Raw genomic sequence first — 25,369 nt, forward strand, 5'->3', positions numbered from 1 at the left:
CTTAACCCCTCTTTTCTAATTTGGAATTTTGATTATAAAGCTTATAGAGCAAATCGAGCTTCTTTTCATCGGTTAACTCCATAGTGGGAGCGACTCGTCCGAGATAGCGCCTACAATTGTTTCTGTATTCAGTAAGCTGTTTAAGGCTAGATGCATAAATAAATAGATAAAACTCTCTATTCGTCCGGTAGGTCTCCAAAAATTGAAGTTCCTCTCGTTTTCGAATTAAAAAGCGCTCATAGAGAGGCGCTTTGTTTTGAGCAATCTTGTAATTAATCGCATCGAGTTGCTTTTTCATATTAACCGGAAAATTCATGGAGACGATCTTGATATCGGGCGCATACGATTGGAAGAACTTGGCCGTCTTCATGATGTCATATTCGGTTTCCTGGGTAGATGGTGAATATATATCTTTACTCTGCAGCTGCATCACGTCCATATAGCCCATTTCCCCCTGTAGATGAAAGGATCCTTCCTCAGTCATGTCCTGAATGGGAAGAATCTCCGCTATGGATGGAATGGCCACCTCTCTATTTTTCTTATTAGCTTTCAAACTTATTTGTTTCTTCTTTTTCTCAGCAGTTTTTCGTTCATCAAAAAGAGCCATTTTATCGGGACTGTTTTCTTTGAAGAAAGGGTGGTGTTTCTTCTTATTTTTCATGTAAAGTCCTCCCCTCGTAACTCTTCATCTTTTGAATACTCGTTTTCTTTTTTATCGATAGCACAATAAGTCACTCGGTCTCTCGTCACGGCTAAGAACAATGCTTTGGCCATCCGCAGCTTTGGATTGGTTTTGGGTCGGATCAACCAAGCAACCATCAATACAATCCAAAAGATCGCATAATACCAAACGAAAGAAGAATGGACGACATACCGGAAGGTAAACCCTATGCCTCCCAGAATGAGTACTACCAGTAAATCTGTAAGGTAGAAGAGACGGTTGATCTTCAACTCACTTCCTATTTCAGAGGGAATTTTGTATTGCAATAAAATCACTCCTTAATAAACAAAACGCGAACTAAGTTATTCCTTAGGTCCGCGTTTCTTCATTTTATTTATCCAGTTCTCCGTGGTGTTTCGAGATAAGTTATATGTCCGTTTTGCACTTTGAACCTTCGGATTATGATTAAATCGTTCCCTAAATCGATCTTTCATATATCCTCCTACCGTTCGCTGCTCTGTTCTGTATTGATTCGGCATAGGAATATCATCTGTACTTTCTGGCGTTTTCACCTCTGATGTTTCTGATTTTGCGCTTGCTGCTATTTGATCTGTCTTTTCCTTAGGTTCATTATCCTTGTCCTCTAAACGACCCCTTCCTGTTTCACTACTACCTATATCATTCACTTGTTTTTTATCTTTCTTAGGTTGAGTAGCTATAGGTTGCTCATTGCTTTGGTTAGAAGATGGTACGTCCAACCCTCCTGGGGAATCTTCTTTTGTAGTGTTCATAGAGGATCCTTTCTGAGAAGAAGGATAAGACTGATCCTGAGTTTCATAGGTGGATGAACGACTTCTTGCCCCTTGACTTCTCGTTTCTTTTCCTCCCAACGAATCTTTTTGTCCTTCCTGATTGGATGTCATTGGACTTGGCTCTTGTTTTTTCTGGTTTCCTTGACTTCTATTTCCTTGGGGTGATGATGGATCACTTTTTCCATTCGTCTTAGAATTCCCCTTATCCTTGCGCCCATAGATACCAGCGACCGCACCAGCTGTCCCGGCACCTGTATTCATTAGGGCTGATGTTCCACCGCTTGTAATAGCTCCTGCAGCTTTCTTAACCGGAGGGCCGAGGGTTTTAGAGGCTAAGTAACCACCCATCGCAACATGCCAAGCATTTTTCAATCCAGCATCAATGCCAAAGAGCTTCTGGACAATATTAGGTCCATCAATGACGGCTAAACTTCCGGCGATCAAAGCAATCAAGTACCCAAGTCCTTCAAGGTTATTATCTATAAAGGTTGTGTAATACATATACACACGTAAACTTAAGAAAATCATGATAAGAGAAGCAAAAATGCTTCCAATATTCTTAATGATCGCTTTCAAGCGCTGACCTGTGGAAATATCCGCATAGGCCATGATTAAGGCTACGATATGATTAAAGCCAAGCTCAAAACAGAGCTTGGCCACTTTAATGGATATTAATATCATGGTAAAAGCCATAACAGAAAGGGTTACGATAGCCGTAAACCAATCTACATGCCACCGGTAATAATTTTCTGGAAGGAAATCAAACAGACCACTTTTTCCTAACTCCACAAGTCCTTCTTCACCATTTGATTCTAATCCTACTTTGTTCATTACAATTTTTTGGCCTTTATTCGATAGGCTATCCCCATTAGATTTTTCAAAACTATCGTCAATCGTTTCATTAATGGATATTTTATCAATTGAGGCTGGACTTATATGATGTTGTTCTTCTATATCCGGGGTTTTCCAATCGGATTCTTCATAAACGACTATATCAGTAATATAGTCTTCCATTACTCGATCAGAGGTAGTAAATGAATCGGTCTGTACCTTTGCTACATCCATTGCATCACCAGTAAAGTCATTCACTTTCCCCATTCCAAATGACAATAGAGTAATCGTCATGATGGAGATAAATAGGTTCATGGGCACCTCAGATCGATTCTTTTCTTTATTAAAAACTAATCGAAAGCCGATCATTCCCAATGAAATGGCTAACAAGATATAGAGAACAGGCTGGATGGTTTCAAGAAAGTTAATTACAGGATCGCTCGAAAAGAAATCCGTTAAGATTAAAACCTTATCGACCATGCCTTCTAGGCCATCGACAATCATTTTCAAGAATAGGATCGTTCCCCACCCCATGATCCTTAACCCAGAGGTGAAAATATTATTGGTCGATAAGACGTCCGAAAACCTTAACAATATCTCTAACAACTCTTCATCGGACATTCCATCACCACCTTAAAGATTTTTCCCTTTTCATCCTTGCACCACGGGTGTTTCCTGTTCTTCAATTAACTTATCTACTTGCTTGCGTATGTGACTATACACTTGGCGGTTAATTTCTTCATGATCGCCCAGAAGCTTTAAGTTATAAAGGAAAGCCTCCATAGGTTCCTCATTCATTTCTTCTTCACTGTGTTCTAAAAGAGGAGCAATTTGCTGATGAATCAGGGCAGATGTACTTTTATCAAAGAAATCTCCGACTTTTTCCTTCTGCCACCATTCCGTTGATGGTTCTGCAGCACTGAATGGTCCATTTTTCGAGAAACTTTCCATTTCCTCTTCTAGTTCGTCTCTCTTTTGTTTATTAGATTCGTCAATTTGAAAATCTATCACTAATTCTGATGGATGAACATGGCGGTGCGGAGTCAAAATTTCTTCTTCCGTAATCGACCGCCCTGGGCGAAATTCTGAACTGAGATACGTATGAGCATATTTCATACTGTACTTTCCTGTATTATAAATAGGAAAAGCACGAATCTTTCGCCCTCTTTTGTCACGACGTAATAATACACGACGCACGACCGTATCTCCCTCCTCTAATTCCTGCAGTTCATTGGCCGTTAGAAGATCTCTTCCTTCCGTACTTTCCGTTTTCGACTTATCCAGGGAGAAAGTAGATCCAGACCGAGTTTGTGTATTCAATGTTTTCTTTCCTAACTTGGAAGAAAAATAGGAAGCTGAATCATAGTCAGCACTCAAAATATAAATCTCATTCCCACAGTTTCCACGAATTGTCGCTTGCCCATCTTCTCCATACAAATCCTTTAATTGAGCATAGGATTGAACCACTAAGTGAAAACGAATGTTCCTTCCCAAACATACCGTGATTTTATTATCCATATCGGCTATCGCGGGCATATTACCAAACTCATCTAACATAAAGACCACTTCACGTAAGCATTTTTGTCCTTTGGCAATGGCTGCATTTTTGGATAGTACATAATACAATTGGCTAACGAAAATCGACGGGATAGCATGAGTAGAGGTATCATAATCGGGTGTAACCATAAACACAGCGATAGGCTTATTCGAGTATATAATTTCTTTCACTTCGATAGTGGCGCTCTCAGAAAGGTAAGTGAAGGAAACTTTGCCGTTTCCCTCATTTACTTCGTCAATCCGAATGGTGGAGCTATCCTTTTTCCCATCTTCATCTTCCGAAGAGATAGGTGTGGCTTCCTGAGACACCACTACATGATCTCCGCCCCCTAATGAAGTGTTAAAGTTAATGGTCCATGTCCCACTTTCTCCTGATTGATTGGTCTCAGTTGTACCATCGGGAAAGAAAACCTTTATTCTGGAAAAAGGATGACCTCGCCCCTTAATACTCTGACCGAAGCCCACTCTTTTTAAATCTAAAGAGTTTTTAGCTGTCATCTTTGCCGTTTCACTCATTGTAAATTTCGTCAATCCATTCATAGCTGTCGTAAAAATGCTAGATCGAGTATTCCCTTTGGAAAAATTACTCGTTGCATATTGACCTTTGGCTACATGGGATTGAGGTAACTCTTGGAAATACTGATCCAATGCGTTATTTTCTTGACCATCTTCATCAATCTCATTTCTAGTTCCCAACTCGGAGAGCATATTAGCGACCGTGTACATCGTAATTTTTTCTTCTGTGTCTTCCGTTATGCTCTTCTCTGTAACAGCAAGGATCATGGCATTCACAAGAGATTTAGCTGAATCATCCCACATAGGTTCTTTAGCATTCGGATTGTGGTAAAGCATATGAGTAATGGTTTCGCAAAGCGTCTGAGCTGTAGAATAATCCCCATCCTTATACGATTGTTTAACCAACTCCAGCAGATTAAAGCTCATGCTTTGCATCGGATTCATTAAGTTTAATACCTCTACTTCATATCCTCTTTTCTCCAAAGTCTCCCGGCTAGAAGCGAATAATTCTCCTTTAGGGTCATTGATAACTAAAGAAGGCTGATATTCAGCACGAGAGTACGCATCGATGGTTGGAATCACATATGTTTGCCCCTTACCACTCCTTGTCGTACCAATAATTAAATTATTGACAGGGGAGGGATCAATAAATGCTTTGTCCCCCTTTCTCGATAATACAGGGCCACCTTGGCCTTCAAAGGGTTGTTTCCGATCAGGAATAGCTTTGTACTGTTGTTGAATTTCTTTTCTTGTGGCAAATCGCTGAGAACCCTTTTCGTCCTTACCTACGGGCTTAAAGTTACTTCTAAGTTTGTAAATCATGTGAGCTATGCCTACAAAACCAATTAAAGCAGCTATTCCGTAGTAGAGTGTTTGCTCCTTGAAATGAAAATCTGTCCAATACGAAACCTTAAACTCTATAGGGTTACTGAATTCCGGAAACGTCTTTAAGCTTTCCCACATGGCCTGTCCTAGATTCCATAGAAAAGTACTGACCAGCATTGTGGCTATAAAAAAACAGATGCTTAATACCATAAGCACCTGTTTCTTAGCAATGACTGATTTCAAATGAATCACCCTCTTATATACTGTTCTTTTGACTCTCCAGATCTTCTTGTTGTTCTTTAAGCGAATCAATTTTAGATTCATTTTGATCTTCAGACTTTTTCTCTGATTCTATTTGACTGTTGATCTTCGTCAACTGTCTCTCAATTTCTTGATACTCATTAATCTTTTTATTCAGTTCGTCGTCTTTCGCTTCACTGGCCATTTTTTTGGCATTTTCTAATTGCTCAAGTCTCAGATAGGCGATTCCCTTTTGTTTATAAAGTTGAGGAGACATCGGCATATCTCGAATTTCTACCGCCTGTTTGTATTCCCCATGATGAAAAGCTAATTTAAATTCACCTAAAGGACTCGGATAGGATTCTTGAAAGGAATTCAATTCTTCCAGACCATGAACTTGCATGACTTGCGCAGCTAGAGAAGAAGTGTTTTCCTTTCCTGCATATTGCAAAGCTCGATCATATTTTTTAAGGTCCACCAGAAAATGAAGCAATGTTTGGCGTTCCGATTCCGATAAATTTTCCATTTCTAATAATTGTTGAACAGCTTGTTCCTGCTCACCCGTCCAGTACCCTTCGTAAGCCATTTTTATATTCTCCATTTTTTCCATCTCTTGAGATATGGCTTTTAGATCCCTGCCTTGATTGTTTAGGAGTATAAACAGAGTGAGGGATGTAACTATGGCTACCATTAACGTGGTGCTGATCACACTCACAAAAATTCTGCCACGCTTACCAAGTTGCTGCCAACTCGACTTTTGTCCTTCTCTGTCTTTCCATACTTCTGTCAGATCTATTTGATAAGATGCTGGGGCGTGAGAAGTTAATTGTTGAAGAAAAACATCCCTTTTTGTTTCTTCATTTTTATTTTTCATAGGTAAGTCTAAAAGCTTTTGACAAACATGGTCATAAATATTTGAGGTTCCTTCTCCTCCCACTTCATAGGAGCCGTTGTACAACTTATCTCCTTCGTCATTAAAAATCATAAAATCAAGCATCATTGGCTTAGCATTTTTCTTTTTTAATTTAGCATCCAATTCTGCCGTTAGAACGACAACTTTTTGAAAGGAGTAAGGGTGAAAGCTAGAAATTTCACCCTCCACTTTTGATGTGAATAATACCCTCATGGTCCTACACTCCTTTAAAAGATCACCTGACTGTCAATGTATTCAGCGATAGCCGTAGCTCCCATTAGAACGACAAGCCCAACAGCACCACCAATAAACCAAACAATTGAGCTCTGACGACCTCTCACTCCACCCCAGATAAGGTGGTAGGCCCCTATACCAAAAGCAATGGCAGCCGAAACAATACCTAATAGTTGCATGGCCGATAAAATAGAAGCCCCTGTCGATTGTAAATTACTAATGGCAGCAAACATGGAATGATCTGCAAAGTATTTCATTAATATCTCTCCTCATTAAATATTTTTGTTCTTATTTTCTTCATCCACCCCTTTGTAATGAAGCAATGACCTCATAACGACATCTTGGTTTTCTTGAATGTACTCTTGATGTTTTTCATGAAGCCACTCATTGTAAGAAATGTCCTGGATGGTAAGCAGCGTCTGAACTAAGTCTTTTGATTGCTTAAGTTCACGATTGGTAACGCTCATTCCCATTCACCCCCTTTCAAGGTTTTTGTCCATAAAAAAAGAAGTGATCTATTAAAGATCACTTCCATTAAGATGAAGTATCGTTGATGAAATTTTGTATAGCTTGCTCCCTATCCAAAAGGGTTTTGTATTTCTGTGTTTTTAAAGAGATACGATTCTGTAACTGTCCATCCTCATAATAACTTAGAGATTGGAACAATTCACTACCTTCCAAACCTATTTCATTCAGATCCATATCCCCGTCAACAATTTTTGAATTTTGCGCATTCATTTCTTTTACATTAATTTCTTCAATGTTCTCTTCTACAACCTCGATATATTCATCTCTCTTCTCTTCCTCCGAGGCATCTGTTAACAGAACATAAACTTTTTCACTATCTTGGATAGTCTCTTTCATGTCCTCTGGTGATAAAGACTCGACTTGACCTGTGGCTCCTTGTGATCCGCAACCAACTAGGATTAAAACTATAACAAATCCAGTCAAACCACCGATCCAACGCTTTGCCATCAGATCAATCTCCTCTCAAGTGATTTGTATAACGATTCTAACACCTACTTAAATATAAATCCATGATTTGGTAGATTATCTTAATGGTATAAAGATTGTTTTTGGCAAGATACAATCAACCCTATGCAGCACTACTAATAATTATAGTGTACTGCAAAGCACAACGTTTCTAGCCTATACGAAGAACTTTATGTATCTAGGTCTTACTATTAAAAGTTTCATCAGTAGTCCCCTCACTTTAAATAGAAAAACCATCGTTGATACAACGCTTATCCGGTCACTAGATGCGTTTCGAGTAACACGCACCCAACACTCATCAACAGCTAGGAAAATTCTGTGACCTTTCTTTTCCCAGCCTAGATATGTAGTTTTCAAGGATCTAAATGTGCTATTTAAGCACGTATTAAAATCGTTATCTTTACTTAACAGGCTTTAGTTCACTCATAGGGTTTTTACGTTTAGCAATGGTTCTAAATTGACGATCCTTTACCGTTCGAATTCGATAATAGATACTGGACAGCTTTTCAGCATTACCATGGCGATCCACCGCCCAAATGCCATGCACATTATACCTTTTTCCTTCAAAGGTTTTTACATTGTCAGCGTGTGAAGAAATATCATAGTAAGCAAAGTGCTTTTTATTAGACTTCAACTTACCACCTCCCATGTTTATGGCTCCCCAGCTACTCTAGGCTTTAATTGTTCTAATAAAACCTCTTTAGCTGAGCATTTACCTTCCTTAATAGAAGCTATATCTTCTTCAGAAAGGTTAAAACGATCATTAATAGAATCAAGAATATTCTCCCTCGATCTTTTTAGCTTAATCGCTAACTCAATGGTTCGAGCTGTATCATCAATGCTAGGTTGTTTATTTATATCCTGCTTTTCTTGTTCTTCGCGGTCATTGAACCATTCAGGAATCACTTCCTTTCGGGAAGAGCTTTTAGTAGCTGGTCCATTTCGAATCTTTTTGTTTTTATATTCAACTTCTTCTGCCTCTGCTTGTTCAATTGTTCGAATTCCTTTATTGATCCAAGACTGGAGAATACTCTTCACATACCCCCATGTTGGTTTATTACGATCCAGAGAGCGCCTCATGGCTTCCAAGATTAACGGTTCTCCAAGGTCTTCACTCCAGTTTGCTATTTCTTCTGAGATTTTAGGACGTATAGCGCCAATGTTGTTTTTATAAAATTGAATGGGACACTCCATTTGTTCTGCAGTAGTTGTAGTAATAAATTCTTTTACATTCTTAACTTCTTTAAGTTCTCTACCATTCTTGTATGTGTCTTTCTGCTGTCTTTCTGATGGTAAATTGCTGTTATTTTGCTGGTTATCTGGTGTTGTTTTGTGGTCGTATTCTTCATCGTTTGATTGATAAATTGCCCAGTTATCAACGGTTATGACACTATATTTGTTGGTGGAGTCAATAGAAATCACTCCATCTTCTTCCAATATTTCAAAGTAGTCACGAACGGTAGACTCTTTCATATTTAATTCCAATGCAGCCTTTTTACGTCCAAATATAAATTGACCAGGTTTAAGTTGAACTTTTTGCCTACCCACTCTTGATTCGGTATTTTTATGACTTGATTTTGTCAGGCAATAGATAAATATTTTTAACAGCTTTTCGTTTTCAAAAATCTCACTTTGAAGGATTTTGCGATGAAGCTTCAGCCACCCTTGCATTTTTCCCCCTCCTATAAAAGCTAAGTTAAGATAATTGATATAATAGACTTAACCTTTTGATCTCAATTTAGAATAATGTTCTTCCCACAACTCAATCCATCCTATCTCATATGTCTCGCATACTAGAGCTAGGTACATAAGTGACCAATAAATCACCTCTACAATTTTACTAGCCGAATTTCTAATATCTTGCATTTCAATTGATTGAACAATATTAGGTTTTTCTGTTAATTGGAACTTATTAGTTGATTCAAGTGCTTCAGTTAAGTGTTCTTCTAATCTTGAATGCACAGTACCTTTACAAATATCTGAATTCGGAGCATTTGTTCTTGTTACTCCCCAGCCAATGTACTCGTTTGCTGCCTCTAAGGCCAACCATGGATCGTTATACTTTTCAATTAATTGTCTTGTTGTGGCTGGTTGAACTTTGCGCTCTCCAGTTTCTTGTTTACTCAAGTATTCTCTAGATAACATTAACTCGCTTGAAAATTGTTCTTGTGACTTTTCCTTGCAAACTCTGAAGTTTTTCAATGTTCTTGCAGATCTACTTTCTTTCAATTAACTCAGTCCTTTTAGTAGCAATTTGTGTACCTATAACAATGTTAAAAGTATAGTAAGCTAAAACTAGTTATATAGCTTGGTCTTCAAAACTTACTTCTTGCTCTCTGATCCAAGCATCGATGGTTTCCTGCGAAAAAAATATTCTTCGACGGATTCGAAAATGCGGAATCTCACTTGTTCGAACCATCGTGTAGATCGTGTCTTTACATACACCCAGATATTCAGCAGCTTCTAAGACTGTCATTGTGCGTCGGTTCAATTAGATCACCTCCTCGGGATTTTGATACGAAACGTCGCAAAAATCTTCAAAAAAATTTACATCTGGTGTAACTTTTAATGCTTTTGCTATGGCTATCATCTGTTCAATGTTAGGTTCTGTTCTTCCTCTTTCAATGCTAGAGTAGTTCACTCGGGTTAAACCTGCAGTATCAGCTACTTTTTGTTGAGATAAATTTAATTTTTCTCTTTGCTGTCGCATTTTAGTACGCATCATTTATCACCTTCCTTTGCGACGTAATGTATCAACTAACCATATAATATGATACGTTATGGAACATGTCAACAGTTATTGCGACTTTTTGTATCAAATATTTTATTGCTACATTTTGTATAGTATTATTAAACTATAAAATAAACATAAATGGTGGTTTTGATATGAGTGTAGGAAATTTAATAACTAAATTAAGGAAGAAAAGAAACCTCACTCAAGAAGGTTTGGCAGAAAGAGTGGGTATTTCCAGAGCTTCTTTATCCCACTATGAAAAAGATAGACGCGAGCCCGATTACGAAACTCTTCGAAAATTGGCAGATTTCTTTGAAGTATCAACTGATTATTTACTTGGTAGATCAAAAGCTGCTAAAAAGACTGGCAATGAGGAATATGATTCAATAGAAGAAATAAACCGACTCTTAGATAAATACGAAATCGATGAAATGTCTTTCTTTGATATTGATAAGTGGAAGTCGATGAGCCCGGAGCAAATCCGGGAATTGGAAAGCTACTTTCAATATTTAGTTCAGAAGTCCAAGGAAATGGATAAAAAATAAACATGTCTTTGCAGGGAGCTAATAAGCAATGAATAAGAAACTGAAGTATTTTTTCCTTATTCTAATGACCACCTTTATCGTTGGATGTACCAACGTTGAAGATGCATCCACGACAGATGAAGGAACGGTTTCACAAGAACAAACTGCAGTCGATACAAACCAATACGATGAAAAAAAAGAAGCTAACCCTACGGTTGTTGATGATCCGGAAGAAGAAGATACATCACCAAAAACGGACGCTGACCCAGCAATAGAGGAAACACCGCCAGAAACGCATGATGATCAGTTTGAAGGATACCAACTAATTGAGGTGGAAGGCGGTGATCTAAGCGGTGATCGAGAATCAAACGTTGTAGTGGACATAGGATTTGGTGACAGAGAGTACTGGGCATTCACTAATGAACATGGTCAATTAGTGAGAGTTGTTGCTGATGAAATTATTCTACAAGATGATAGCAATGAACCTGTCCTATCTAGTGGTAGATACTTCTCTGACGAGGCTAAAGTTCCAGGTGTCGAAAGTGATGTGTTAGACGAGGGGCACGTTATTGCTGACTCGTTGGGAGGGGTATCTAACGCCTATAATATTACACCTCAAGAAAGTACACTGAACCGGCATGGTGACCAATCGTACATGGAGAATGCGATAAGTAAAGCAGGGGGTGCGACTAAATTTGAAGCAGTTCTCTCTTACTCAGATACAAACACACAAATACCTTCCAAGTATCGGTATTCTTACACGATAAACGGTAACGAGGTTGTAGATACTTTCGAAAATGTAAACCCCGATGAAGTTAATGAGTCGTTGGGTTTAACAGGTAGTGACAAATCTTCTGAAGCAGATAACTCTAATACTGTAGAAAAAAATGATGTTTCTAGCATTGATACTAATGGTAATGGGCAAGTAACAATTCAAGAAGCGAAGGATGCTGGTTTCAGTATGCCTATAACAGACGATCATTGGTTATATCCTTACATGCGAGATAATGATGGCGATGGGATGGTTGGAGAGTAAGCCTTAAGATGTTGTAATTCCTACTACTCCTCCCACTAAAAGCTTTACGAAGTTCATAGTTTTCCTTCCCAAAATGATCCCCCTATATTTGATAGCAAGTACTATATTGAGCCATAGCCCCCTATTAGTTAAACAGATGAGAAGATCTCTAGCCTAAAATAGGCTAGAGATCTTCTTTTTTTATGGTAAGTCTTACTTTGTACACTTTTGAAGATCCACACAAGCCTCCATTCTACAAAGTAAAAATGACATAATGATACAGATAACTGGAGATGGGAAGGTTATATTGTAGGAAAAGCGCCTTTAGAGCACAATGAGAAGATATCTTGTAACTAATAACGCATTATAAGTCTTAACTGCAGTAAAGCCCCCAATACATGAAGATTTGAATTCAAGATAATCCGCTGAATTTTAATCTATATGGGTACGAAGTTAATCCTCTTAATTACTGGGTCATAAATATCCTGATTATTTAAAATCGAGATATAGATTAAATTTTACTATGAGTTTTTTTATCTAAACTATAATCAATGACTTTATTTAACTTATTAAGTGTTAACTTAACATCTACATATCTACTAGTAATAAAGTAAAATGTTGTACCATCATGTTCGTTATAAACTGATTTAATTACTTCCAGGTCATTTATACTAACTTCGCTTGTTTTTGCAGCTATGTCTAATACAGCACCCTTATCAAAACTTTCAATCACATGTACTTCGGCTTCATCTGATTTACTTTTTCGGAAAAAATCGTAGATGTATGCGCCTATTATAGAAGCAGGTATATTACTTAACCAAAGCAGCAGATCTATTCCCCAATCAGATGCACCTTTCTCGAAAATCTTTTCAGAATGTGTAATTGTTAATTCCTGTCCAAACTCGTTATGTAATTCATTTATCAAACTCTGAGTCAATTCCTCATCAAAGTTAGAAACAAGAACTAGAGTATCACCTATGTTAGAATTAAAGCTTGGATAATCAATTTCTTCGCCATTGCTTTTTAGATACTCTGTAATAAAAGAATATTCACTAGTATCAAACAGTTCTATTCTTACAAAGATGATGTTATCAAAACCGTTAAGATACACAGAAAAACCATCACCTATTCCAAAACCTATAGTTCTGTGAATTTCTCCAGAGAACTCCTCCAAATTTTTGTCTATTTGAAAACATAGACTTTTTAGGTGCACATTTTCTTTTGGACCAAAACCCATTTCATCCCAAACTTGGTCATAAATATCTACTATATACTTATTAATTACAAACTCATCCCCTTTCCACTTCATTGGCAGTTAATTCCCCTTAAAAGCAACAAAGGGCGTATCTAAATTCAATCCTCTAAGGCAGGCTACTATTCAAAGTCAAATACTACTATATCATTATAAATGTCTTTTTCACGGTAGACATTCTCTACAACGGCACATATTTTTTTGCAAAAATCCACAACATTGATTCTTATATAAATGTCAGGATCTTCGCCTTTATCTCCATCACTCCAGGACTTACTATAACTGGTAATGCTATTTGATAATACAAACTTAAGACTTTGAGAATCTTTTACACCTAGTTCTTTCCGCACCTTCGCTGTTGCATCAAGGGATCCCTCATGAAGTAATAAATTTCGTAATTCATATACTATTCTTCCACTGATAGTCAGTGATTCTAAATCGTTCAATTCAACCTTAGGTTTGTCATATTTATAAATATATTCATCATACCAATATCGATATCTTCTCCCTGAACCATCCAAATTAGGATATGAGATTTTTGAACATATATCTGGTAATGTTAGAGTTAATGCTAAAGCTGATAAATAATTCTTGTTTTCTAGATTACTTTCTATCTCATTTAAAAGGTGTCTCAGGTCATTCTCCTCCTTGCATAATAAAAAATATAGAGTTCAAGCATGAATCGATAAAATAATTTCGCATAACCATTTATATGAACTATACTTTACTAGCGTTTCTCTGATCTACATAAGAGCAATTATCACTAATTGGAAAAATGCCTCCATTACAGGAAGAGTTGATTCCGAGATATTTCCATTTAAGTCACAGTATCTTTCACAATTATCTGCCTATAGTTTGCATCATCTTTCTTTAACATGTTGAAAAGTCTTTATCAAGAATAAGCACATGGAACCAGATAAATTCACTGCTAATTCTGCGTGACGAGAAGATGGTTTATAATATGTTACTTTTCCTTTGCCATGAGCATCCCCGTGTTTATTTCTTAAGTTACCTAAACCATTAACAATTGATGAACACCCACCTAATATTTGCTTAAATAATGTAATGTCATGCTGTTCAGGTGATAGGTTCAATTCATTGGTTACTGCCTTATATATTTCATGCAAGTCAGCATTAGCTTTATAAGGAACTCCTCTTTCTTCGAGTATGTGTTTTAATACACTCTCCATTAGTGTACGTGATAAAGTTATCGCACCTTCTGGGTCATTTTCCATCCTTTCAATAGCTGTCTTCCAATACTCCAAAACATGTTCGGAATCGAATACCATTAAATTAGAATCTATAGTTTCTGAAAAAGGCAATTCTGCCTCTTCCTCTAAAAACTCTAACAAATTGTTAAAACTATTCCATATGTACTGTCTTCTTTCAGCGTATGTAGAGAATTTATATTTAATAAATTGCCAGAACTGTCCAAGGTCTCTATTCTTGATTACGTAATCAGGTAAGTATGTTTTAGTTTTTTTATTCCCCATGAAATGTTTTCTCAGCATTATATAATGATCATTATGTGCTGGCCCATCTTGTGTACTAGCGTTTGTCAACAATGTCTGTAAATAATCCGCCTTATCAAATTCTCCTATATTTTTTTCTTCAAGGTTAGGTTTAATATCTTCTTCTAGCAAATCTTTCAGCTTATTCATATCGCAATCACCTCTTAATATATTTTACCATTAATATCCGCTAGTGAATTGCAAGCATTCACAATAGATTTAATAATGGCGATTATTATTATTGAATAATCCTGCCCAACATTAAGAAGAGGGCAATTCCTTTGTTTAAGAATCGCCCTCTTTTCTATAAAACTCGAATTCGAGGTATCTCAATCCGATATTTTATATTACTCCCCCCCTTTAGTTGAGGGGTTATTGAATAACAAACTGTTTCTTTCTTCTATGATAGATATTTATTATGACCCATAAGATAAAAAGAACACTGAAGCAGGTAATACCGAAAAACAAAGAATAAATACCTATGGCACGATAATCCAAAACTTCAATTTCAACGAAGCTATTACCTCCACCATACGATAAATCACTATAAACTAAAGGAAAAGGTTGATTGAAGTTATTCCCAAACTCATAAACTGGGTTACTCCTATCTCCGTTAAGATAAACAGTTAGTTGTTTGATATAATTCGCATCATTGAGTAATTGTTCGATTTTATCTTCGGTTGATTGTGTCACTTCTGCATTGTTTTCAACAAAATCTCCTATTTTATAAGCAATTTCGGCTTGTGTCTCAGAACGTTCGTTTCCAATGTTTATGAAATAGCTAAAAATAATGGTTGAAACAAGCAAGATGGTTATACCTACAAATATCAACCATTTGGCAAATGTTTTTTGAGCCTTAAATAATTGCGCTACAACCGTACGCATTTCTTCTTTCCCGCCAAAACGTTCAATGGCAATATCAATAGCTTCCTCTTCTGTTTTCCCTTCCGCTTTCAATTCATTTACTGCTTCTAATAGGTGATTTTTCATTTCTAACTTTAATTCTTGTATTTCTTTCTTATCTCCACTTGCTTTTTTATAAACCGTGTCTACAAAATTATCAATTTGTTTCAATCTTTTTCTCCCCCTTCTAAAAATGAATCAATAATCTTTTTAAAGAAATGCCATTCAGTTCTTTTTTGTTCAAAACCTTCTATACCTAAATCAGTGAGCTTATAATACTTCCGCCTACCTCCAGGTCCTTGCTCATCTCCCCAATAAGAAGAGATCCATTTATTTTTTTCTAATCGTTTTAAAGAAAGGTAAAGCGTACCTTCTTTTAATTCAAATTGTTCTTTGCTTTTTTCGCGAACTAATTTTGCTAATTCATAGCCATACATATCCCTAGTATGTAAAAGCGATAAAATCAACGTATCTATGTGACCTTTTAGAACTTCTTTATTTATTTCCAATATTTTCACCTCACCTTACACTATAATTTTTAATACCTAATAATGCAATGTATTGTTGTAAAAAAAAGGGCGACTTTTTTAGAATCGCCCCCTTTTACGTAAGACTCGGATTCGAGATATCACTTACTTTTGTATCGTAGCTAGTTATATTTCTTAATTTGAAAGTTCTTTTAATTTTGCTACTGCTTCTTCCATATCATATGTTTTATACTCTAACTTTTTGAACTCTCCTCCACCAATTTCATATATTAACACTGCTGGAACTTGTTCTATTTCAACTTGTGGGTGTTGTTCTTTAACATCTTCTAAACTTGTTAAGAATTTTATTTCGTGGAATTTTTCTGATGAAACGTTTATTTCTTCTGTAATCATCTCGTCCGTTTTATCATCTCCATTTTGTACTACCAAAACGGAATATAATTTTTCTTCTCCTCCATTACCAGTACACCCAACTAGTAAGCTGAAAGTGATAGTAAGCATTAAGAAGATAACCACTTTACCTTTCACTGTTTATGCCTCCAAACTCAGTTATCTTTTAATTAGGGATTACTACATATACGATTTTACAAAGGTATAGTTTCATTACTCACTAAACTGCATCGTTAGTGAAATAGCGTTTTTACTTATTCAAGAAGTGCCCCCTTTTCTATAAGACTCGAATTCAAGGTATTCTAAACATATACTGACTTGGCCAGCCTCCAATTTCATAATAACCGGCTACCCTTTACACTTACTGGCCTCGTTATTATCTCTTTTATGTTGGATTGGGAACCTCAAAATAGTAAGCTACTGAATAAATGATTTTTGTATTGTCGCTGTCGTTGCTTCTCCAATTAAAATTCACTATATAAGTGATTTCCTCTCCCTTATCACCAGTGACTTCAATAACATTCTTATCTGCTGTTTCTTGAATTCCGGTAGCGCCTTGTTGCTGATGATACAGAATTTGATCTGGCCTAGGGAAAGTATTTGGAATCCTAATCTCTATTTGATCGCCTATGCTAGCATCAATTTTCTTTGGTTTTATTTCTTGCTTTATCTTATTTAATGGCAAATCATTACCCTCAGAACATTCAGCAGAAGTCTTACACTTCAGTTTATATTTCGCCTCATAAGCTTTATTGTTATAAATAAATTGCACTTTATCAAGTTGATCTACATCTATTTTGTCTGCTATTTGATCCGTACTAGCTTTATTTGAGTTTTGAGACTCCTCCTTATTAGAACTCCCTAGTGGAGAACAAGCCCCTAAAACAATTGTAACTAGCATAATGAAAATTAATTGCTTCATTCTTAGTCTCCTTCTTTGGTAGATATAATAATAATTTATAATTAATTGGGTGGTAAAATGCTGCGGCAACATAATCATACGAAAAGCGCGAAAAAGCCAGCTAAAGATGCTGACTTTAGGAACCGGTAATTCAGATAAGCCCCCTATACATGAAAACTCAGTACTGAGATAAATATGCTTAGCCTAACAGAATTGATCCGAAATATAAGAAACTCATACTAAGAAAGACAAAAGAAAACGTGGTTATTGGTTTTGGTAATTTCCCTTTGAAATAAATCAACACTAAGCCGATCAATATATGAACAGCTATAAATAGGAAAATGAACATCTTATTCCATCACTCCTAGCAATTTAAGACTCGATATCAAAATTATTTTGAAAAGGTAACTTTTACTCATTCTCTTCTTCATAATATTTTTCTAAAAATCGAACTCTTTTCTCTAACTTCTTATTTCTAACAGCAGCTTCTAAATATGCCCCGACTGCCACTGCAAATGCAAACCAAGATATTAACCAATCCAACTGATTTTCCCTCCGGTACAATATTTTATCTTATTATAGAAAAGCCCCATTTACGTAAGACTCAGTTTCGAAATACCTCTAACTTTTCTTATACCCTTTAGTGAAGATGCATTTTACACATAAGTTTTATGTCCCAAAGTTACCGAACAATATCATCCCAACAATATAAATCAGTGCGACCCCCAGCCCTATCATCCCCAGAGAAGAAATGGATAAAACAATTATTTTCAGACGACCTTTCTCGCTAAATAGTGCAGTAATAAAAGAACCCAATAAAAGAACTAATAATAATGATGCGCCAACAGGACTAGATAAAGTATTCATTATTTGTGGAACAACAAAAAAGATAAGTATAAAAATAGTCATTAATGATAAAGAAATTGGTGCCAAATATTTTTTCAACAAACACCACTCCTCGCTCAAATTTATTATGAAGGTACACTGGATTTAGAAACTATCTAAATGCTAAGAAAGACGATTACCCTTATTAAGCAATCGCCCCCGTTTAGTGAAGACTCGAATCCGAGATACTTTGGATTTTTTTCAACTAACACAACCACCCTCAGGTAATAATTAATTCTAACGCTGCCACCCACATGAGAGAAATAGCTGCTATGTAAATAATTGAGTATGTTCTGCTCATTCCTTTTTCAGGCATTTCTACGAACTCTTTAATTATCAAAGATGGAGCTAAAAACAGCCATATAAACATCCACGAAAAAGGGATGTTAGTAAATAAATCAACCAAAAACATTACACCTGCGATTAATAACAAACTTCTACTTATGTACTTTGCTATCTTTTGCATATGCCCTCCTCACTTAATGGAATCCTCATTCCAAACTTATTTCTTATTTTCCTTTTCGTCTATTTCGTATGTCTCTGCTTGATCTAAAGGATCTATAAAATCCCCGTCATCGTATCTAAACTTGTCAGAATGACGATCAGGGTGACCTAACATATGAGAATACTTATGTAGACGGATTTGTCTAATAATTAGAGCAAAAACACATCCCCCTAATGCTACATATAATCCAGTCTCATAGTTGAAGTAGATAGATATAAAAAACAATAAGAGAGATGGAACAGCAATGATAGCTTGAAATAACTTCAAAATTTTCACTCCTTTATGATAAAAATATTAAAAGAAATCGCAGTGATATTTATAAAGAGCAATACTCTTCATTCCTAAAAAAACAGTATATCTTTTGTACGAACTGAAACAGCTTTAGTTTCAGACTCTCTAATATGGATAAACTAAGTCTTCAACTAACCTGCCCATTAACGAAAAAGCGATTGCTCATATTGAACAATCGCCCCCTTTACCGGATGACTTGAATCCAAGATAATTCACCGTTATTTTTATTACTAAAAACTTCTTTTACCTACGTTATCAAAAAAATAATCGAAGTAACTAGAAACGGTGCACCGAATATGCCAATCATCATTCCTAACCTTCTTTCTTCTCTATCTCCTTTATCTGTTGAAGCTACATTTAATTCAGACCTTCTAATAAAAGTTTTCATAAGGAAAGCAGAAATTAACGCTGACCCAAAACCGATAATATTAACTAAACTAATGAACATTTTCAGGCTAATGAATATTGTAATTGACAATATAATTAATAATAAGAAACCATATACTATTGCCTTTTTCAATATCACACCTCTTTCTTTATTTTAATCTGGGCAAAACCTATTAAAGTAAAGCTCTCGTTTACGGAAAACGCAAATTCAATATTCCTTCAGGACGCCCTGTTAGTTAAAATTATTAACTTTTGGAGATTTCAGTAAAAGCAAATAGCAAACCATTAATAATCCTATAGGTATACTCATTTCCCATTTTATCGAGTCACCCATTATCGTACTGTAATAAATCAATACTAATATACTTAGAATAAAAATAGCATTTGATAAGTTATTTATAAAATTGAATGTTTTCGTGGATATTTTCACGCATAATCCCTCCTTTAGCAACTTGCATAATCTACTTATTCATACGATTTAATAATAAATTCGTTTCAAAATCCTCTAATATCTCGAAACTGAGTCTTCAACTAACCTGCCCTTTAGCGAAAGACTCAGTTTCGAGATAACTATCCCTGAGGGAGCAAAATTCGACTTTTAAATCTTAAAAGTAGATAACCTGAGGGTATCACAGGTTTAAATTATTGGAAATAAGTCCCTTACCACCATCATCTTGTATATTGTGACTTCATTTAGCTTATGATGGATACTTTCATATATTTAATAGCAGTTTAGGATATTATCATTGGACTTTAACTTTGATTTTTTCACCCCGTTTTTCACAGTAAACTACAAGAAACTCCATTTCTACTTCAGTACAAATACATCCAATTATATTTGATTTATTTTCAACCATTGCCAATCTATTGAGAGTTATAATTCCATTTGCAAAATAGGAACATTTGTTCGTATAATGTTTTCAAGGAAGGTGAATCGTATGAATTTTCCACAATACACAACAACAGCACTAGAGGACTGGGTAACCAATTGGTACTTAAATCGCAATTTCCACTACCCAAATGAATTAATACTACCTAAAATAGCCATGCACTACGAAATCTTCGTCAAATATAAACCATTCGCATCACATTACACACGGTTTGGACGGTACAAAGAAATCGTCCTTAATTCTACTCTTGATAAAGCAACTCAGCGTGAGCAGTTCTTCCATGAACTCTGTCACGCTGTACGGCATGTAGGAAAACAAACAATGCTTTTAGATGCCTTCAGAGAGCTCCAGGAGCGAGATGCTAACCATTTCACGCTCTATGCTGCTCTTCCTCATCATATGATTATGAATTATGACTTTAATGAGTCTGAGCTTATCGAACGATGGGCTCACGACTTTGGAGTTTCTTATGAATTATGTGAAGAGCGTCTTATTAAGATTATCAGGCTTTCAGGTTGTACCAAGTGATTCCTTACAGATTATTAGAATAAAGTTAGGAGGTGGAATCTATGGCAAGCTATCAAAAAAGAGGTGGAAATTCTTTTTTGCTTATTGTTGAAGCTGGCTACAATGCTAAAGGGAGAAGAATTCGAAGAACAAAAACAATACGTGTAGAAGAATCTCTTTTAAAAACGAAGCGTAAATTAGAGAACCATTTAAACCAAGAATTAGTAAAGTTTGAAATGGAAGTACAAGCCGGAGAATATATTGCTCCCGAGAAAAAAACGATAGCAGCTTTTAAAGAGGACTGGCTTGAGAAACATGCAGTAAAGAACTTGGCTCTACGTACCCGCCAAAACTACGAAGAAAAGCTTAACAATTATATCCTCCCCTTTCTCGGACATATGAAAGTATCTGAAGTTAAACCCATTCACATTGTCAACTTTATGAATGAGGTCTCTAAGCCTGAAGCTTCTAAGCGTAAAAGAGAAGGCTTATCAGATAGCACTCTATATGAGATTGATAAAACCTTGAGAGTGTTATTCAATAGGGCAGTTGAATGGAGAATAATCTCGAAAAGTCCCCTCTCTGATCTTAGACGCCCTAAGATTAAACGCAAGGAAATGAAATTTCTTGAAGGTGATGAGGTTCATAATTTATTCGAGGCTTTGCAGAATGAACCATCCCACTGGAGGCTATATTTTCTGACTGCTACTATTGGCGGATTCAGAAGAGGTGAACTAATTGCTTTACAATGGTCGGACATTGATTTTGAGAATGAAGAAATCATCATAACTAACAGCATTCCCGCTTTCGAAAATGGGAAGCCCCACATAAAAAGCACCAAAACTAATGAATATTCCCGCCACGTTCCAATGCCTTCCTGGTACATGGAGTTGCTAAAAGAGCACAAATTGGAGTATAGCAAGGAGAAACTACAATTAGGTGCTGATTGGCAAGGAGAGGGCTTTGAATTTATATTTCATAGTGGTGAAGGAAAACCTTATTGGCCGGCTTCAGCTACAAGAAAATGGAGTGAAATTAGAAAAAAGTACAATATAAAGAATGTTCGCTTGCACGATCTTCGTCACACCATGGTTACGCTATTAATTGAGGAAGGTGCTGCTCTAAAAGCTATTCAACAACGAGCTGGTCACTCAAGTAGTAAGATCACTTCAGATGTTTATGGACACTTAACGAAAAAGGTTAGTCGATCAACAGCAGAGAAATTTGAAAAATATAACCCAAATTATAAGACCGCTAAAGAATCCTCCAATTAAATCAAATGAGGTGAATAATATACATGTTCCCTGTCCAATACTTGAATATCTAGTTTAGGGAGGGCGAACATTGATTTACTTTGAAGTAGCTATTGCTGTACTGTTAGTCGTGGCTTTTATCCATTTTCAACTGACTAAAAGGAAGAATCGCTATCAAACCGCTTTACTTTATAACCATTTAGCATCAAATGAAGAAATGAAAAAAACTCTTGCTATGGGATTATATTTAAGATTTAGAAAAGAGAACCTTGACCAGAATTTAAAACTTTCTCCTTCTTATCTTAGACAAAACCCTGATTCATTTGAAGACTTCGTTGCTGATATTTACCAAAAGGCAAAAGGAGGTTCTACTTGGGTAACACCTTCTTCAGGTGATTTTGGAGTTGATTTTGAGCATAGAACTGAAAAAGGACTATTCCTAGGCCAAGTAAAGTGTTATTCGGAAGACTTGGACTTTTCTCCTATAGCGTTGATTCATTCTAACATGGTTAAGAGTGGAGCTGAAGGCGGCTACGTCATAACAACCAGCTCTTTTACTCCTTTAGCAAGAAAGTACGCAGAACGGCTAAACAACATTGATCTGATTGATGGTGTAAAATTGGTGGAACTTTGGATTGAAGGACTGGAAGATACCGAGCAAGAATTAAATACTCTGGTTCCAGAAATTAATTAAAGTCCGGCTCTAAGAACCAATCTGTTGTTTATGTAGAAAGCTTATTTTTATAATCCGTCAACAATTCGTCAACAACTCCAAAAACCGAATAAAACACGAAAGCCACAAACCCTTTAGTACCAAGGTTTGTGGCTCTTTATTTAACAGACAACTTCGAGGTACTTTCACCCGACCCCGAAGGATTCTATATTCTGTTGTATTACTATAAATATATATGAAATGACGCAAACTCGCAATTCTTTAGGTTTATTTCTTGAACCTCACCCATTTTACCATGAGTTGAGCCGTCCGCTCCTGACAGATATAAACATGTTTCTTCTCCCCATTTGTCTGTATGTTAACAATTCGTGTGTAAATAATATAAGAAAATGGGAGGCCGGTCACCATACCATATATAGAGATAGATACTTCTTTCCATATGTACTATACTTCTTCAGGAGCTGGAGTACCAATTGTATTTATTCATCCACCCCACATGGGTCATCATGTCTTTAAGTACCAGAATGTGCTGTCTAATCAATTTAGAATTATTACGTACGATATCCGAGGTCATGGAAACAGCGGAAAAAACGAGAAGCCACCAACGATCCAACAGCTCGCTAATGATTTACAGCTGCTTCTTGACCGTTTAGGAATTGACGAAGCCATTATCGTAGGATATTCTTCCGGCAGTTCGATTGCTCAAGCGTTTGCCCTCACATACCCTGATAGAATGAAAGCGCTCGTTCTTTCTGGGGGGTTCCCAGAAATTAATACTTTTCTTTTAAGAATGCAGTATTATTTAGGACTAGCATTAGTGAACTACCCACCACTTAATTTCTAACGAAATTTGAAGTGGGGGCTTCTCGGGTCGTAGTTGCTTCTAGTAGCCAACCAAATTTGCCGAGCTAACCCCATTGTCCCAACGGTTTATATTATGGAAATTAGGATTACTGATGCTCCGAAAGGAGCCTTTTTCCTTCTACTTTTATGTTAATAGCCGCGTTCACATCGCGGTCTTGAATGTGGCCACAAGCGCATTTGTAAGTTCGTATGCTCACTGTTAGTTGTTTATCAATACTACCGCATTTGGAGCACGTTTTAGAGGATGGGAACCATTTGCCGACCTTGACAAGCTTCTTTCCAAGCTCTTCGAGCTTGTAAGAAAGAAATGAGGCGAACATTCCCCATCCGTTATCGTGCACGCTTTTGCCGAATTTAAGAGCCCTAGACATATCTTTCATGTTAAGGTCTTCAATAGCTATGGCATCAAAGTTATCAGCTAAATTACGGCTCCACTTGTGGCAGAAATCTTTGCGTTGGTTTGCTACTTTTTCATGTAGCTTCGCTACTTTATTTTTCTGCTTGAACCAACGGTTCGAGCCTTTCTTTCTGCGTGATAACACGCGCTGCTCTTTGGCTAGTCTATCCTCTGATTGACGGTAGAAACGAGGGTACTTGGCTCTCGTACCTTCGTTTGCTACAAACAATTCCTTCATAGAATAATCTAGACCAATAATATTTTCTGGTTGAACCTCTTTAGGTTCAACTTCGTATTCAGTAAGAATAGAAACATAAATTTTACCTGTCGCAGACATTGAAACCGTGACCGATTTCAACTTGCTTCCTTCAGGTATTTGTCTATGTTGTTTCAACTTCACCCATTTGAGTTTCGGTAATTTGATATAGCCATCCTGGACCATAATATTTCCGTTAACCACATTTGTGGTATAGCTCTTACGAGCTTTACGGCTTTTGTGTTTTGGGAATTTATTTTGACCAGTAAAAAAAGCCTTATAAGCTTTATCCAGGTTCATTTGAGTGTTGGCTAAAGCAAGACTATCCACTTCTTTCAAAAAAGGATATTCTTTTTTGTATTTCGCTGGCGTTGGAAACTTCATTTTCTTCAGTTCGCTTGGGTCATTTTTGTAATCTTCATAAGCTAAAATGCGGGCATCCAGCATTTTGTTGAATATAAAGCGGGCAGAACCGAAGGTTCTTTTAATTAAGTTTAGTTGCTCAAAATTTGGTTCTGTTTTGAATTTGAAAGCTTTGTTCTTTTTGACCATATCAAATTACCTCCTCTCAACAGAATGTTTGTTCGTAATTCAATAGTACCAAAAAATTCTTCGAAAGTCTTTTATTATCAAAAGAAAAACAAAAAAAGAAGCAATTCATCCCCCACCTAAAATGCTAACGCATTTTTGAAGAAGGGGACTTATTGCTAATTTCGTTAAAAAGTGGAAATAACAAATTTTTGTGTAAGCATCTTGCTAAATCTCACCAAGTTCATGAAAAAGATCAATCATTACTTTATCAAGAATGCATAAAAGCAGATATACAAACAGCTCTAAGTTATTACGAAAATAGCATGAAATATAATTGCACAAATCTATTGCCCATTATGAATTTCCCTTTGCTTACACTATATGGACAATTTAGTCATATTCGTCCCTATTTAAAAATTTACCAACGACATGTACCGCACATGAAAAGCATTATAATCAGCAGAGCATTTCACCAACTACCTCTCCGAAGTCATTCTTCAGTAAATCATGCCCTATCAACGTTTATCCGTGAGATAAAAATTTAGCCGATGACCTTATTTGAGATTCTCTTTGAAGAACAAGCATCTAATCATTGCCAAGCTGAGTTCTTCACTTCTACATAATGATTAA

The 25,369-nt window shown here is 36.4% G+C and carries 32 protein-coding genes; 6 read left to right on the top strand and 26 right to left on the bottom strand.

The window, feature by feature from the left end:
* Window position 1: 1 nt before the first annotated feature.
* From HBHAL_RS17920 to HBHAL_RS17980, 13 genes are all read right to left on the bottom strand, one after another.
* Entirely contained in the window at window positions 2-661 is a 660-nt protein-coding gene (locus HBHAL_RS17920) for a hypothetical protein (protein ID WP_014644926.1), read from the bottom strand.
* A complete protein-coding gene (locus tag HBHAL_RS17925) occupies window positions 658-996 on the bottom strand; it encodes a DUF5592 family protein (RefSeq protein WP_014644927.1) in 339 nt (112 codons plus the stop codon). Before HBHAL_RS17925 ends, HBHAL_RS17920 begins: the two co-directional genes overlap by 4 nt.
* A gap of 27 nt (window positions 997-1,023) precedes the next feature.
* Window positions 1,024-2,925, bottom strand: a complete 1,902-nt coding sequence (locus HBHAL_RS17930) for a pLS20_p028 family conjugation system transmembrane protein (RefSeq protein ID WP_014644928.1) — start codon at window positions 2,923-2,925, stop codon at window positions 1,024-1,026.
* 30 nt (window positions 2,926-2,955) lie between these two features.
* A complete protein-coding gene (locus HBHAL_RS17935; protein ID WP_014644929.1) occupies window positions 2,956-5,445 on the bottom strand; it encodes a VirD4-like conjugal transfer protein, CD1115 family in 2,490 nt (829 codons plus the stop codon).
* 13 nt (window positions 5,446-5,458) lie between these two features.
* Entirely contained in the window at window positions 5,459-6,478 is a 1,020-nt protein-coding gene (locus tag HBHAL_RS17940; protein WP_223254229.1) for a hypothetical protein, read from the bottom strand.
* Between the two features lie 104 nt (window positions 6,479-6,582).
* Entirely contained in the window at window positions 6,583-6,846 is a 264-nt protein-coding gene (locus HBHAL_RS17945) for a hypothetical protein (RefSeq protein ID WP_014644931.1), read from the bottom strand.
* A 15-nt stretch (window positions 6,847-6,861) separates the two neighbouring features.
* Window positions 6,862-7,056 carry a hypothetical protein gene (locus HBHAL_RS17950; protein WP_041601448.1) on the bottom strand — a complete coding sequence of 65 codons (195 nt, stop codon included), beginning with the start codon at window positions 7,054-7,056 and terminating at the stop codon, window positions 6,862-6,864.
* A 67-nt stretch (window positions 7,057-7,123) separates the two neighbouring features.
* The gene (locus HBHAL_RS17955; protein ID WP_014644933.1) at window positions 7,124-7,564 is read right to left on the bottom strand and encodes a hypothetical protein; all 441 of its coding nucleotides are present in this window, start codon (window positions 7,562-7,564) and stop codon (window positions 7,124-7,126) included.
* Between the two features lie 418 nt (window positions 7,565-7,982).
* Entirely contained in the window at window positions 7,983-8,216 is a 234-nt protein-coding gene (locus HBHAL_RS17960; protein WP_223254230.1) for a hypothetical protein, read from the bottom strand.
* A 17-nt stretch (window positions 8,217-8,233) separates the two neighbouring features.
* Entirely contained in the window at window positions 8,234-9,253 is a 1,020-nt protein-coding gene (locus HBHAL_RS17965) for a DnaD domain-containing protein (protein ID WP_014644935.1), read from the bottom strand.
* A 48-nt stretch (window positions 9,254-9,301) separates the two neighbouring features.
* The gene (locus HBHAL_RS17970; protein WP_014644936.1) at window positions 9,302-9,811 is read right to left on the bottom strand and encodes a helix-turn-helix domain-containing protein; all 510 of its coding nucleotides are present in this window, start codon (window positions 9,809-9,811) and stop codon (window positions 9,302-9,304) included.
* A 70-nt stretch (window positions 9,812-9,881) separates the two neighbouring features.
* Window positions 9,882-10,073: a helix-turn-helix domain-containing protein gene (locus HBHAL_RS17975; RefSeq protein WP_014644937.1), complete on the bottom strand. Its 192-nt coding sequence runs from the start codon at window positions 10,071-10,073 to the stop codon at window positions 9,882-9,884.
* Complete coding sequence (locus HBHAL_RS17980) at window positions 10,074-10,307, bottom strand: helix-turn-helix transcriptional regulator (protein ID WP_014644938.1); 234 nt, start codon at window positions 10,305-10,307, stop codon at window positions 10,074-10,076. It lies immediately after the preceding gene.
* A 62-nt stretch (window positions 10,308-10,369) separates the two neighbouring features.
* Here HBHAL_RS17980 and HBHAL_RS17985 point away from each other — a divergent pair, with 62 nt between their 5' ends.
* On the top strand, window positions 10,370-10,861 hold the full coding sequence (locus HBHAL_RS17985; protein WP_223254231.1) for a helix-turn-helix domain-containing protein: 492 nt from the start codon (window positions 10,370-10,372) through the stop codon (window positions 10,859-10,861).
* Between the two features lie 28 nt (window positions 10,862-10,889).
* Window positions 10,890-11,876 carry a DNA/RNA non-specific endonuclease gene (locus HBHAL_RS17990; protein ID WP_014644940.1) on the top strand — a complete coding sequence of 329 codons (987 nt, stop codon included), beginning with the start codon at window positions 10,890-10,892 and terminating at the stop codon, window positions 11,874-11,876.
* 490 nt (window positions 11,877-12,366) lie between these two features.
* Here HBHAL_RS17990 and HBHAL_RS17995 read toward each other — a convergent pair whose 3' ends face one another.
* The 12 genes from HBHAL_RS17995 to HBHAL_RS18045 all read right to left on the bottom strand — a co-directional run bounded on the left by HBHAL_RS17995 (window position 12,367) and on the right by HBHAL_RS18045 (window position 19,501).
* Window positions 12,367-13,164 (bottom strand): hypothetical protein, encoded by a 798-nt coding sequence (locus tag HBHAL_RS17995; RefSeq protein WP_014644941.1) that lies wholly within the window; start codon window positions 13,162-13,164, stop codon window positions 12,367-12,369.
* A 65-nt stretch (window positions 13,165-13,229) separates the two neighbouring features.
* Entirely contained in the window at window positions 13,230-13,628 is a 399-nt protein-coding gene (locus tag HBHAL_RS20615) for a hypothetical protein (RefSeq protein WP_014644942.1), read from the bottom strand.
* Between the two features lie 339 nt (window positions 13,629-13,967).
* Complete coding sequence (locus HBHAL_RS18005) at window positions 13,968-14,768, bottom strand: abortive infection family protein (protein WP_014644943.1); 801 nt, start codon at window positions 14,766-14,768, stop codon at window positions 13,968-13,970.
* Window positions 14,769-14,990: 222 nt separating this feature from the next.
* A complete protein-coding gene (locus tag HBHAL_RS20620; RefSeq protein ID WP_014644944.1) occupies window positions 14,991-15,692 on the bottom strand; it encodes a permease prefix domain 1-containing protein in 702 nt (233 codons plus the stop codon).
* The gene (locus HBHAL_RS18015) at window positions 15,689-16,030 is read right to left on the bottom strand and encodes a PadR family transcriptional regulator (RefSeq protein ID WP_014644945.1); all 342 of its coding nucleotides are present in this window, start codon (window positions 16,028-16,030) and stop codon (window positions 15,689-15,691) included. The genes HBHAL_RS20620 and HBHAL_RS18015 overlap by 4 nt, the downstream gene beginning before the upstream one ends.
* 153 nt (window positions 16,031-16,183) lie before the next feature.
* The gene (locus HBHAL_RS18020) at window positions 16,184-16,537 is read right to left on the bottom strand and encodes a hypothetical protein (protein WP_014644946.1); all 354 of its coding nucleotides are present in this window, start codon (window positions 16,535-16,537) and stop codon (window positions 16,184-16,186) included.
* A gap of 247 nt (window positions 16,538-16,784) precedes the next feature.
* Window positions 16,785-17,321, bottom strand: coding sequence for a hypothetical protein (locus HBHAL_RS18025; protein ID WP_014644947.1), 537 nt, complete (start codon window positions 17,319-17,321; stop codon window positions 16,785-16,787).
* Between the two features lie 390 nt (window positions 17,322-17,711).
* Window positions 17,712-17,843: a DUF1218 domain-containing protein gene (locus tag HBHAL_RS21885; RefSeq protein WP_145956072.1), complete on the bottom strand. Its 132-nt coding sequence runs from the start codon at window positions 17,841-17,843 to the stop codon at window positions 17,712-17,714.
* A gap of 126 nt (window positions 17,844-17,969) precedes the next feature.
* Window positions 17,970-18,245, bottom strand: a complete 276-nt coding sequence (locus HBHAL_RS18030; protein WP_041601450.1) for a hypothetical protein — start codon at window positions 18,243-18,245, stop codon at window positions 17,970-17,972.
* A 160-nt stretch (window positions 18,246-18,405) separates the two neighbouring features.
* Window positions 18,406-18,651 (bottom strand): hypothetical protein, encoded by a 246-nt coding sequence (locus HBHAL_RS18035; RefSeq protein WP_014644949.1) that lies wholly within the window; start codon window positions 18,649-18,651, stop codon window positions 18,406-18,408.
* A gap of 36 nt (window positions 18,652-18,687) precedes the next feature.
* Window positions 18,688-18,957, bottom strand: coding sequence for a hypothetical protein (locus tag HBHAL_RS18040; RefSeq protein ID WP_041601451.1), 270 nt, complete (start codon window positions 18,955-18,957; stop codon window positions 18,688-18,690).
* Window positions 18,958-19,228: 271 nt separating this feature from the next.
* A complete protein-coding gene (locus tag HBHAL_RS18045; RefSeq protein ID WP_041601452.1) occupies window positions 19,229-19,501 on the bottom strand; it encodes a hypothetical protein in 273 nt (90 codons plus the stop codon).
* 805 nt (window positions 19,502-20,306) lie between these two features.
* Between HBHAL_RS18045 and HBHAL_RS18055 the strand changes: the two genes are divergently transcribed.
* The 4 genes from HBHAL_RS18055 to HBHAL_RS18070 all read left to right on the top strand — a co-directional run bounded on the left by HBHAL_RS18055 (window position 20,307) and on the right by HBHAL_RS18070 (window position 23,535).
* Window positions 20,307-20,786, top strand: coding sequence for an ImmA/IrrE family metallo-endopeptidase (locus HBHAL_RS18055; RefSeq protein WP_014644950.1), 480 nt, complete (start codon window positions 20,307-20,309; stop codon window positions 20,784-20,786).
* Between the two features lie 41 nt (window positions 20,787-20,827).
* Complete coding sequence (locus HBHAL_RS18060; RefSeq protein ID WP_014644951.1) at window positions 20,828-22,039, top strand: site-specific integrase; 1,212 nt, start codon at window positions 20,828-20,830, stop codon at window positions 22,037-22,039.
* Between the two features lie 70 nt (window positions 22,040-22,109).
* On the top strand, window positions 22,110-22,712 hold the full coding sequence (locus HBHAL_RS18065; RefSeq protein ID WP_014644952.1) for a restriction endonuclease: 603 nt from the start codon (window positions 22,110-22,112) through the stop codon (window positions 22,710-22,712).
* Window positions 22,713-23,130: 418 nt separating this feature from the next.
* Window positions 23,131-23,535, top strand: coding sequence for an alpha/beta fold hydrolase (locus HBHAL_RS18070; RefSeq protein WP_087946111.1), 405 nt, complete (start codon window positions 23,131-23,133; stop codon window positions 23,533-23,535).
* Between the two features lie 106 nt (window positions 23,536-23,641).
* Here HBHAL_RS18070 and HBHAL_RS18075 read toward each other — a convergent pair whose 3' ends face one another.
* Window positions 23,642-24,760 carry an RNA-guided endonuclease InsQ/TnpB family protein gene (locus HBHAL_RS18075; protein WP_014644954.1) on the bottom strand — a complete coding sequence of 373 codons (1,119 nt, stop codon included), beginning with the start codon at window positions 24,758-24,760 and terminating at the stop codon, window positions 23,642-23,644.
* Window positions 24,761-25,369 lie beyond the last annotated feature (609 nt).

The organism is Halobacillus halophilus DSM 2266, assembly GCF_000284515.1.
Lineage (GTDB): Bacteria > Bacillota > Bacilli > Bacillales > Halobacillaceae > Halobacillus > Halobacillus halophilus.